At 68.4% G+C, this 11,155-nt stretch carries 7 protein-coding genes and 4 pseudogenes; 7 read left to right on the top strand and 4 right to left on the bottom strand.

Annotation, left to right across the window (positions count from 1 at the left end):
* Window positions 1-161 precede the first annotated feature (161 nt).
* A complete protein-coding gene (locus tag ACWCP8_RS35425) occupies window positions 162-509 on the top strand; it encodes an ATP-binding protein (RefSeq protein ID WP_451120432.1) in 348 nt (115 codons plus the stop codon).
* Between the two features lie 113 nt (window positions 510-622).
* Here ACWCP8_RS35425 and ACWCP8_RS35420 read toward each other — a convergent pair.
* Window positions 623-857: pseudogene (locus ACWCP8_RS35420) on the bottom strand (IS5/IS1182 family transposase); the annotation flags it as partial.
* On the opposite strand from ACWCP8_RS35420, the gene ACWCP8_RS35415 reads away from it, so the two are divergent.
* Window positions 858-1,067: a hypothetical protein gene (locus ACWCP8_RS35415; protein WP_451120481.1), complete on the top strand. Its 210-nt coding sequence runs from the start codon at window positions 858-860 to the stop codon at window positions 1,065-1,067. It abuts the pseudogene before it with no gap.
* Between the two features lie 529 nt (window positions 1,068-1,596).
* Here the strand turns inward: ACWCP8_RS35415 and ACWCP8_RS35410 are convergent.
* Window positions 1,597-1,980, bottom strand: coding sequence for a hypothetical protein (locus ACWCP8_RS35410; protein ID WP_352270370.1), 384 nt, complete (start codon window positions 1,978-1,980; stop codon window positions 1,597-1,599).
* 190 nt (window positions 1,981-2,170) lie between these two features.
* On the opposite strand from ACWCP8_RS35410, the gene ACWCP8_RS35405 reads away from it, so the two are divergent.
* The gene (locus ACWCP8_RS35405) at window positions 2,171-3,403 is read left to right on the top strand and encodes a helix-turn-helix domain-containing protein (RefSeq protein ID WP_352270369.1); all 1,233 of its coding nucleotides are present in this window, start codon (window positions 2,171-2,173) and stop codon (window positions 3,401-3,403) included.
* Here the strand turns inward: ACWCP8_RS35405 and ACWCP8_RS35400 are convergent.
* Window positions 3,384-4,046: an HAD family hydrolase gene (locus ACWCP8_RS35400; protein WP_352270367.1), complete on the bottom strand. Its 663-nt coding sequence runs from the start codon at window positions 4,044-4,046 to the stop codon at window positions 3,384-3,386. The two genes, ACWCP8_RS35405 and ACWCP8_RS35400, sit on opposite strands and share 20 nt — an antisense overlap.
* 412 nt (window positions 4,047-4,458) lie before the next feature.
* Between ACWCP8_RS35400 and ACWCP8_RS35395 the strand changes: the two are divergent.
* The 3 genes and pseudogenes from ACWCP8_RS35395 to ACWCP8_RS35385 form a co-directional block, all read left to right on the top strand.
* Window positions 4,459-5,351, top strand: a pseudogene (locus tag ACWCP8_RS35395) (hypothetical protein); the annotation flags it as partial.
* 493 nt (window positions 5,352-5,844) lie between these two features.
* Window positions 5,845-6,504: pseudogene (locus ACWCP8_RS35390) on the top strand (zinc-ribbon domain-containing protein); the annotation flags it as partial.
* A gap of 24 nt (window positions 6,505-6,528) precedes the next feature.
* On the top strand, window positions 6,529-8,064 hold the full coding sequence (locus ACWCP8_RS35385; RefSeq protein WP_451120473.1) for a zinc-ribbon domain-containing protein: 1,536 nt from the start codon (window positions 6,529-6,531) through the stop codon (window positions 8,062-8,064).
* A 16-nt stretch (window positions 8,065-8,080) separates the two neighbouring features.
* Here ACWCP8_RS35385 and ACWCP8_RS35380 read toward each other — a convergent pair whose 3' ends face one another.
* Window positions 8,081-10,396, bottom strand: a complete 2,316-nt coding sequence (locus ACWCP8_RS35380; RefSeq protein ID WP_451120429.1) for a serine/threonine-protein kinase — start codon at window positions 10,394-10,396, stop codon at window positions 8,081-8,083.
* Between the two features lie 252 nt (window positions 10,397-10,648).
* Here ACWCP8_RS35380 and ACWCP8_RS35375 point away from each other — a divergent pair.
* Window positions 10,649-11,155 (top strand): annotated as a pseudogene (locus tag ACWCP8_RS35375) (integrase core domain-containing protein); the annotation flags it as partial.

The raw sequence follows: 11,155 nt of genomic DNA, 5'->3' as shown, positions 1-11,155 counted from the left end.
CTGCACGGCACGGTGGAGGAGGTGCTACGGCTGTTCCGTTCCCGCGGCCTGCCCGGCCCCCCGCCGCGGACACCGGGCTGCCGTGCCTGCGGGAGACGGAGGAACGCTGGCACGGGCTGCTCGCTCGCGACGGCTGACGCCTGGAGTGCGAGAGGCGTGACGTGCCGGACGACGTGTGCGCACCCGGCGCCCTCGTCGCCGAGATCCTCGGCGTCCTGCTGGACAATGCGCGCGTCCACGGCCGCGGTGCTGTCCGCCTCACCGTCCGGGACCTCGACGACGCCCTCGCCTTCGACGTCACCGACGAGGGTGAGGTCGACGGTGAGACGACCCGGTTCTTCGACCGAGGACACACCGGCGACGGAACGGGAGAGGGCATCGGTCTCGCCCTCGCCCACGATCTGGCCGCCTCCCTCGGCGGCAGGCTCTCCCTGACCAGCCGCCGTCCGACCGGCTTCACCCTGCTCGTGCCCGTACGTCAGGACAAGGCCGGGGGAACCAGCGGCTGAGGACGCCGGTACTATCACCCGGCGTACCCGACCTGCGCCGCACAGATCGCCGACTGCTTCGGCATGGACAGGCCGTTCGGCGTGGGAGTTGCGCACCGACGGAGTGTGTTCCGCTAGGGCCTGTCTGACAAATGATCACCTGGCGGGCTCGCGGAGCCAGAGAATCAAGGAAGCCAGGACAACTCCGGCACGGTAGCGGTCGGCGAGCTTGTCGAACCGGGTCGCGATCGCGCGGAACTGCTTGAGACGGGCAAAGCATCGTTCGACGACGTTGCGGTCGCGGTAGACGACCTTGTCGAAGGTGGGTGGTCTGCCGCCGAGGGCCCCGCGTCGTCGGCGGTTGGCCGCGTGCGGACGCGCGGAATCCGTACCTTCATGCCGCCCCGGTCGCCGAACGTGCGTATCGAGGTCTCCATCCTGTTCGCCGTCTGCGAGACCGACTCTGTCGCACCGGCGGGCCCGACGCTGCGCTACGCGGGCGCCGCGCCACGCGGCGAGATCATCACCTATTCTGACGGGCACTTCGCCATCTACTCCAGGACGCATTCGAGCGCGTAGTCCGCGACCAGCTCGCATTCCTGACCCGCCGAGTCCGCGTCGTCCCGGCCTCCGGGAGGACTCGCATGGCTGACAAGACCGTCGGGTGAGCCGGTCTGTCCCTGCCGATACCTTGATCAATTCATGGCTGACCGCGTGCGGCAGCCCCGCCCGCGGCCAACCGGCGCGGTCTGCAGAGCGGGCCGGAGATCAGTGCACCGACGGTGTGCTATCCAGCCCGTCGACCAGTCGCCGCAACTTTCCCTTCCGTGGGGTGTGTAGTCGGCACTCCGTGGACTTTGGTGGGTGAGCGTAGGTGTCCAGCCGTGCGCCGGAAATTGAGTCACCGCGTGAGGCAACCATGTAGTTGCTGGTGGTCGCGCGGTCGCAGTCGATGCAGATCATGAGCGGACTCGCTTCCATGTGCGGCCGAGCCGTGACGCCGTGGAGCAGGATGCTCCAGCCCGGCACGTCATGCAGGAGAAGGTGTGTTTGAGGAACCTCCGGTACGCGGCCTCGGCCGGTGGTGTCCGCTCCGGTGCCGCCGAGGTCATTGCACCTGTCCCGTCTGCGGTCTGGCGGCGTCTTCGAGTGCGGCCTGTAGGGCTGTGGCATCGGTCGTCCAGGCCTCGGTGGCGGGACAGATGCGCCAGTGCGGTCCGGGGCCGTACGTGCGTCTGTCCGGAGGGATGACGAGGTGGGTGTCCTCGTGAAGGACGCGGGTGCCGGCCACATCCCACTCGGTGGCATCGTCGGGGACGATGAACCAGTACAGCGCGGCCGAGAGCGGGTCTTCGAGGACGGCTCCAGACCGGCCTCCGAGAATGGCAAGGGCGTCGAGGCCGACGCTGCGGGGTACGCGGACTGCGTCCCAGGTGCGGCCGGCCTCTTCGAGGCGGCAGTCTCTTATGGTGCGGATGCTGGGGGTGATCATTGCTGCGGCTCCTCGGGGCGCCGTGGTGGGCAGTGCGTCAAGACTGGCCCTTCCCGGAGTGCATATCGAGGACCTGTAGAGGTCTTTTTGCGACACCGAGGAGGACTTTCATGCCGTCATCTGGGTGACAACTGGACCACGAAAGGGCCTCCTGTGACACTGACTTGAGTCGCCGTCATGGAGGTGCAGCGTGTCGCAGCCCGCAAGCAACGTCCGTCTGAGGTCAGCCCGCCATGCTGCGGGCTACCGCTCCCAGCAAGAGCTGGCCACAGCACTCGGTGTCGGCGTCCGACAGATCCGGCGCTGGGAGTCTGGCAATCCGCCGTGGCCCCACCCGGACCTGCAGCAGGCTCTCACTCAGCTGCTCGGCCGGGACATGGAATCGCTCGGCTTCAACCCGCCCGTAGGTCGCGACCGACCCGACCCGGTGCGGCGCAACCTGGTGGGTGCGACCGTGGCCGCGGTTGGTCTGGCTGCGGTGCCGATGCAGACGGCGGCCGCCACACAGCCCGCCTCTGTGGCTGCGGACTTCGAAGCGGTCACCAGGTCACACCGACGTCTGTACTGGTCCGTTGCCCCCGCCACCCTGCACCCTGCGGCTGTCGCCCATGCCACTCTCGGGTGCGCTCTACTGACCGAGACGACCGGGCAGACGCGGCGCAACGTGGCCGCGGCGCTGGCGGAGTCGTACCTGCTGGCCGGACGCATTGAGTTCTTCGACCTGCGCGACGCAGAGCAGGCTGGGAAAACCCTCCTGCTTGCCCTCCAGGCCGCTGGCCAGGCGGATGCCCCACTGCTCGGCAGTGCGATCCTTGCACACTCCGCCTTCATCCCGGCGTGGGCCGGCGAGCGGGACGCGGCGGTGGAACGCATGGTGGCCGCCCGCACATACGCCCGCCGCGGCCCCGCACCAGCAGCACTGTGGGCGTGGCTGGATGCGGTAGAGGCCGAGTGCGAGACACGATGCGGGAACACGAGGACGGCCCTGCATCTGATCGGGCACGCGGAAGACACCCTGGCCGCGGGAACCGAGCACCCAACACCGGCATGGCTGGACTGGTTTACGGTAGTGCGCCTCGCCGCATTCAAGGGGAACACTCAGCTCAAGGCGGGCCACCTACCCCAGGCACGGACGACGCTCCTCGGGGTCCTCGACGGTATGCCGGCCACCGAGGACAAGCAGCGCAGTGTCATCTGCGGTGACCTTGCCGCGGTGGAGGCGGCTTCCGGGAACCCGGAAGCCGCCTGCGCATACGCGTGCCGGGCACTCGATCAGCTGGAAGTCACCTGGTACGCGATGGGCATGGACCGAGTGCGCGAAGTACGACGCACCCTGACCCCGCATCAGCACGAGCAGTGCGTGCGGGACCTGGACGAGCGGCTGTACGGATGGTCGACGACGGTCAGTGCACTCGCTCGTTGAATGTCGTGATCCGCTCGGGGAGTTCAAGGAGCGACTTGACGCGGAACGTGGGCAGGTCCCGGGCCTCGGCAGTGTTCCACTGGATGGTGCCCCACGGCCCACGGTTAATGAGCGCGGCGTGCATTCCCGCAGCCACTGCGGGGCGCAAATCGTTGTCGACGCGGTCGCCAACGTACAGGATCTCGCCGGGCTCGTGCGGGACAACCTCGGCGACCCGCACGAAGAACTCGGGGTCCGGCTTGCTGGCGCCCCAATCGTCCGAGGTACCGATCAGGTCGACGTCGTCGGAGAAGAGATCCCGCAGGATTCGGCCGGCGCGGACAGTCTGGTTGCCCGCGATGCCGAGCCACAGCCCATGGGCTCGAAGCTGCGCGAGAGCCGAGCGGACATCCGGGTACAGGTCCGTCTCGTCGAAGTGCTCAGCCTGCCCGGCCTGCGCGCGCTTCTCCCGCTCGGCATACAGGTCGAAGCCGGGTTGGAACTCCTGAAAGGTGTCGCGGTAGTCCCGCCCCTGAGCGATGACGGCACCGAACATCGCGGCGAACGTGTGCCTCGAGACCTGGAGCCAGTCGGCCCAGGTGCCATACTCGCGGGTCTCGTCCACCAGACACTCACCGACATCGAACACCACAGCGCGAATCATGACCGCATCCTACGAGGGCGCCTGACGCACGAAGGGGGCGTGGTGCTGTCAGGACTGACGGCGGACGTCCATGGCGACGATTACCGCCGTCGCCGTGGCCAGTGCGGGCCCGGGCCGTCGGGTCCGAAGCCCCGGACTGGGGGCCGTTCCAGGTGAAGGTGGCGGCTGCTCCACCGGCCAGGGTGTAGGAGAACCACTTGTCGCCCCACTGCACGCGGAACGTCTTCGGGCTGCGAACGTCGCCGCGACGTTCCCACCGCTCACCGTCGATTTGGGCGACAGCCGGTACCCGTTCGCGCTCGAGCTGATGCTCCACGCCGTGGCGGACCTCTGGCCACGCAGCGGACGAAAAACACCTTGGCTGGCCGTCGCCGAGCTGCGACGATGCCCCTGTTTCCCAAGCGGAGGATATTTGTTCGTTTTCGTGTGTGCGGGGTGCGGCGCCGAGCTGACCACCCCGCTGTCCCAGGTCGCCCTGCCGGTCCACGCCCATCAGAAGTACGGGAACGGGATTCAGCTCCCGGTGCTCATGGAGTCGGGCACGTTCGCCGTGGACCCGGAGCCCTGGGGGCCGCCGTGGCGGACGTGGGAGGAGATCTATCCGGACGAGGCGGCGGCCCGCGGCATCTATGCGCCGGTCTACGCCTTGTCCGACGGCGCGCCCGGCGCGATCGTCATCGCACCCGGAGATACACGCGGCACCCTGCTGATCCCGGAGAAAGACGGCGGCTACTGCTGCGGCCTCGACAGGGTCGACGACCCCAACATGGCCTGCGAGGCATGCGGCTTGCCCGTGGCGAGCAGGATCGACGACTGCTCGCTCTGGCAGGCGGTATGGCTCGCCCCAAACGCCGTGCGCCGCCGCCGCGTCGACGCCGCGGACGCCGCACCGCTCTCCTGGACGGAGCTGATGATGGAGGGGAAGGGCACGCCCCCGTTCGAGCCGATCGCCACGTGGGGATCGCGGCTGGGGTCGAACCACTGGTGGTCATGGAGCCCGCAGTGGGAGGCGGCAGCCGGCCGGGCGCTCGCCCACCTGCTGGCGGCCTCGGAAGGCCGGCCGCTGACCGTCCCGGACGGCCTGGTCGCGGAGGTGTTCCAACGCGCCCTCGACGCCCTGCTGCCCGCGGGTTCACCGGCGCGGCGCGCCGTCCTGGCCGGACCGGGACGGCCCGCCCCCGACGCGGACACCGACATCCTCCTCGCGCCGGCCCATCCGCATACGGGGGGACCTGGACCCCGGCCAACCCGGCCGCCTCGGCGTACTTGGTGCCGCTGCCGTTCGGGGTGTGGCTGTGGCTAGCCGGTGACCGTGCTGCCGCAATCGAACAGTGCCGGTGCCGAGCGTCGCACCGGACCCCGACACCACCCACACGCTCGCATCGGGACCGAGCAGCAGGCTGGAGTTCGCCTCGAAGCCCCCGCCCATGGCCCGCAGCGCACCGTCGCGCCATATCACCACTGCCAGCCCGCACCGCACGCACACCGCTCCGTCCGGCAGCGCGACGGCGGCGCCGTCTACAGCTCGAAGGACTCGGCTCGACCCTCGCCGTGGAGATGTCCATTGGGCGGTCGCGTCGGCGTGACTTTCATTGCGACCGGAGGTGGTGCTCCGGCTGCACCGACGATCGATTTCGAACTGGTGGCGCGCCGCGCGGTGGACGCCATGAAGCTGGTGCCCGAAGGTGTGGCCAGCCCGAAGGCGGACGGGTGGTACATGGCCGGGGATTTGGCTGCCCGACGAGCGCTTCGCCCACGTGCCCGCCCCGTTGTCAGTGGCAGGCAGTAAGTTCCGCGCGTGCCCAGGTCATCAGTCGTACGCGTCCCTGTGCCAGCGGACGCCACTGTCGCCGACTACCCTCATTTGGCTGCCCAGCTTGACCCCGCCGAGGGTGCCGCGCGCCTGATCAGGGCCCGGAACCGCCGTGAAGTCCGCTGGCGCTGCTCGGAGGCAGACGATCACACATGGACCGCACCGCCGTACAGGCGTGTGGCTGCTGGCGCCGGCTGCCCTGCCTGCTCGGGACGACAGGCTTCGGTGACCAACAGTCTTGCCGCCCTGTTCCCCGAGGTCGCCGCCGAACTCGACCTGGAGGCGCCCGCCACCGGAGGGTTGACCGCCGACCGCATCGTGGCGGGGTCCCACAGGCGCGTGGGATGGTGTTGTTCCACGTGCGGGCATCGCTGGGAGGCGACGGTTGGGCCCCGTACGGACCGGCGCCGTGCCGGATGCCCGGCATGCGTCGGCCACGTGGTGACCGCGGACACCAACCTTGCGGTCCTCCGGCCAGACCTTGCAGCGCAATGGCACCCCGACCGCAATGGCTCTCTCCGCCCGGAAGGTGTGCGCACAGGAAGCAGTACCGCCGTGTGGTGGCAGTGCGCAGTACATGAAGACCACCAGTGGAAGGCGTCTCTGGACGCCCGCTCTCGCTCGCGGAACCCCACCGGATGTCCGGCCTGCGCGGGATATCAGCTGTCCGTGACGAACAGCCTCGCCACCCGCTTCCCCGCCCTGGCCGCTCAGCTCGACCCCGCCCTGAACGACGGTCGCACGCCAGACCAGGTCATGGCCGGTACTCGAGAGACCGTCATGTGGCGCTGCCCTCAAGGCCCGGACCACCTCTGGAGCACCCCTGTCGTCGCGCGGACAGCCCAGAAGAACGGCTGCCCGTACTGCGCGGGCAGACGCGCTTCGGTCTCGAACCACCTGGCCAGTCGGCCCGACCTGGTCGCTGAATTCGACCACGAGGCAAACGCCCCCCAGACCCCGGAGACGCTGGCACAAAGCTCCAGAAAGCGGGTCTGGTGGAACTGCCCGAGCGGCCCCGATCACCGCTGGCACGTTTCCGTCGCCGTGCGAGCGAAAGCCGGGCACGGCTGCCCCTTCTGTGCCGGTCAGCGCGTTTCTGTCACCAATAGCCTGCAGACCCGGTTTCCGCAGGCAGCCGCGGAACTCGACCCCGCGCTCAACGGTGGCTTGACTCCCGACCAGGTCACAGCCACTGCGCCCAGGCCCGCAACGTGGACGTGCGGATACGGCCACACCTGGAACATGACCATCCGGGCACGCACTCGAGCCCTCGCCAGCGGCAACGGCGGCTGCCCCTATTGCTACCCACACGGCGCATCCCGGCGACAACTCGCCCTGGCCTCCGCCCTCGCCCACGCCTTGCCCGGCCTCGTAGTCGACTCCCGGCCTCCAGTCATCCGCACCGACGGCCGACCCCGGTACGTCGATATCACCATCCCCGAACTGCGACTGGCGCTGGAGTACGACGGGTCCTACTACCACCGAGGCCGAGAAGGACACGATGGCGAAAAATCTTCCGCCCTGCGGCGGGCGGGCTGGCAAGTCGTGCGGCTCAGGGAAGCTTCGCTGGGCCCGATCGACGAACATGATCTCAAGGTCCCTGTCGTCCAGCCCGTGAACGCCGACACGCTCATCCCCACGATCGTGGGGCACCTGCGGAACGTCCTGGACTCGGCAAGCCTTGAAACCCTGGAACGAGAACTCAGCCAGCCCGTGCCCGCAGAGCGCACGACTTGGCAGTGGGCCAGCCCGCCCCCGCTGTTCCTGGAGGGACTGTCGGCACTGGAGGCTTTTGTTCTGCGAGAGGGGCACGCGCTCCCGCCGTCCGAGCATGCTGAGGGTGACGTTCAGCTTGGCCGATGGGTGATGCGTCAAAGGCGCCTGTACCGAGCTGGGAAGCTGCCTCAGCCGGAACGGCAGATGCTCGAGACTCAACCAGGATGGTCATGGGACTGGCGTGAGACCCGCTGGAACATGTTCGTTGTTGCTCTGAACGCCTTCGGAACGAGAGAGGGCCACCTACGCGTCCCCCAAGCCCACCTGGAAGACGGCTACCCGTTGGGGGTGAAGGTCATCATTACCAGGCGTGATCACCGTCGCGGGAAACTCTCTGCCGACCGCGTGAACGTCTTGAAGGCCATGCCGGGCTGGACCTGGCAGTCCGGAAGACAGGTCAACATAGGGAGGCCTGACGGGCTGTGGTAGCGCCGTTGTCGGCGGGTCAGGCTAGCGGCTTCTGGGGGAAGTCGCAGTTCCGCCGAACCCGGGTGTAGCCGCTGTCGCCTTGCACGTAGGAGATGCTGTACTCGCTGACCAGGCTGAGGCAGGCTGCGGCGGTTTTTGTCTTCGCTGTTCCCGGATCCAGAGCGTTCTCGGACGAGGACGTGTCCCCGGAACCAGCGAAGTTCACGGTCATGTCGAGACAGCTCTGTGACGGGTCGTCGCCCTCGAGGTCGCCGCCGGCGGCCGAGGCGTCGAGGAGATCGACCGCATCCAGACAGTCCAGCGGAATGTCCATCGTTGTGATCTTTGCTGACCTCACGATGGCCTCGATCTCTGCTGCGCGCTTGGGCTCAAGGGTTCCGTAGTCGTACAGCACGTAGTGGGAGGAGGGCAGAAACCATACGCGGTGGACGGCGGTCCGCTTGTGGTTGTGGTCCGGCAGGATGTCGGTTTGGACAGTCCATGCTTGAGCATCCTCGTTCGCCACGCTGACCTGCTTCATCGCGCTGGCGTGTGTGACGGTCTGCGGACGAACATCCCCGTTGAATTCGTACGTGCCGCCGGCGGAGGGGTTGGGGCCACCTGTGGAGAAGCGCGTGTCGAACATCCCAAAATTGTCGTTCTCGCCCCCGTTGGCTCCTCCCTTGATGCTGGTCATTCCAGGTGCCCACTCCACGGCCAGGCCGCCGGCGCCGCTGGCACCGGCGGGGGCCAGGTCCACCGCGTATTTGCTGTCCATCCCGTCATCGAAGTTCAGGCTGTCCTGAGGCACCGGAAGTGTGGACCAGGAGCTTGGGAGCGTGAGCTTCAGGCCGCCGAACAGGGTGACAGGGACCGCAGGGCGAACGAGAGGAACGGTCGTCGTGGTGTCCGTGGGGGAGGGGCTGCTGCTGGTAGGAGCGACGGTGGCGGGGGCGGCGCTCTTCTCTGCGCTCGGCGTGGTAGCTGCCGCTCGAGGCCGTTGTCCTCCGGCCGGGTTCGCGGACCGCCCCATAGCGTAGGCCGCGCTGCCGGCTAGGGCGACAGCGGCCACGGCGGCAACGAAGGCTTTGCGCCGTCCGCGAGAACTCGGCACCGGACGTCCCGGCTCACGATGTGCCGCCTGCTGCTCAGCCAGCGTGGCGAGGACGTCGGCGGTGGCGACAGTGGCCGCATCGACGGCCCGGGATGCCGGTTCGCAGTCTGCGGCGCCAGCCCGGTCGTACTCCTCACGTACGGTGGCAAGCGCGGTGTCGGCGACACCCAGAGCGGCGCGAGCGGCGGACGTGTCCACGCGTGCTGGCTTGGTGCGGTCCAGTGTCTCCCTGAGATGAGCCAGCGTGGCTGTGGCGTCGTTGAGGAAGTCCTGTGTCTGGGATCGGATGCGCCAGCCTTCGGTCCGTGTAAAGGGGAGAGCTTTGGTGAGGTCGATTCCGGGGGCGGCAATCGACCAGGGCAGGTTGTGCGTTAGCGCGGAGTCTTCGGCCGTGGTTGACGGGGCCTGGCGCGTGTAGGCGACGGTTGGGAAAACCACGGTGCCTTCCGGTCCCAGCAGGTCCGCGGACTGCTCGGCAAGCAGCGCAGCGCTGGGCCGCGCGGCGGGGTCCTTGCGAAGAGCCCGCAACACCAGCCGCCGAAGCCGATCGGGGACGGCACCCAGGTCGGGCTTCGCGTGAACGATGCGGTGGTCTATGGCGGTGGGCAGACCGAAAGGGTGCGCTGCGGCCGCGGCGTAGGCCACCAGGAGACCCCACGCGAAGATGTCGCAGGCCGGGGTTGTCTTCCCGAGAGTCAGCTGCTCAGGTGCCATCCAGCCAAGGCTTCCAGACCGCGGCAAGGACGTGCGGGTGAAGGCTGTGGCGTCGACGTGGCCCGCTATACCGAAGTCGAGGACGCGCGGGCCGTCTTCGGCGAGGATGACGTTCGCGTGCTTGAGGTCGCGGTGCGTGACGCCGGCAGCGTGGATGTAGGCGAGTGCAAGGGCGACGGCGGCGGCGAAGGTGAGGAGATTCTCTCCGCGGAGAGGCCCGTGGGCTTGGACGTGCTGCTGCAGCGTTTCGCCCGGCACGTACGGCATCGTCAGCCAGGGGATGTCCGCTGTAGTGTCCGCGTCCGTCAGCGGGATCAGATAGGGGCCTGAAACTTTCCGCAGGACCTCGACCTCACGCGCGAACCGCTGTCGGTACTGCTGGTCGGTGGCGTACGCCGAGCTGAGGACCTTGATAGCAGACGGCTGCCCGCTCACGGGGTGGTAGGCGAAGTAGACCGTGCCCATACCGCCGGCACCGATCTGGTGCAGGGGTCTGTACGGACCTATACGCTGAGGCAGCGTCACGGGGAACTCCCAGCTGTCGTCCTACTGCTCGAGAAGCCCGCCAGCAGCAGGCGGCGAGCACTGGGATGTTATAGCCGAGAGGTGACGTTTCGGGGCGACTCCTGGACTCCCTGCGCGCTGAGGGCGCCAGGCGGATGCTGCAGTGCGCCCCAGGGCGGGAACGCGAGCTGCCCCTGTGGGGCTCGTAAAGTCGTCGCTGTTGGTCAGCGTCCGCCTCCGGGCTCGTCGGTGGGGACTTGTAATGGTGTCCTGATGATCGTGTTCCTGCTCTGCCGCACCGCCCGCGCGCTGTTGTCCGTCCCCGTGGTCCTGCTGCGCCGAGACACCGCCAAGGATGCCGAACTGCTGGTGGTGCGGCACGAGAACGCCATCCTGTGCAGGCATGTGAGGGGCAGGGTGCGTTATGAGCCGGCCGGCCGATTCTGGCTCGCCGCCCTCACCTCGCTGATACCGCGTGGTCGCTGGGCTGCTGTCTTCCCCGCCGCCCCCGGCGCTTTGCTGGCCTGGCACCGCAAACTGATCGCCAGGAAGTGGGACTACTCTGCCCGCGGCTCCCGCACCGGACGGCCGCCGACGGCGGTCGCGCTCAAGAGTCTTGTGCTGCGCCTGGCTGATGAAATTCCCCGCTGGGGCCATCGCCGCATTCAGGGTGAACTGGCCCGGTTCGGGCACCCCATCGCGGCCTTTTCGGTCGGGGAGATCCTGTACGCGGCAGGCATCGACCCGGCCCCGCGCCGCTTTGGCCCCACCTGGCGCGGC

The organism is Streptomyces sp. NPDC002206 (assembly GCF_053593595.1).
Note: the sequence above shows the minus strand (reverse complement) of the source record. Positions and strands in the feature narration are given on the sequence as shown.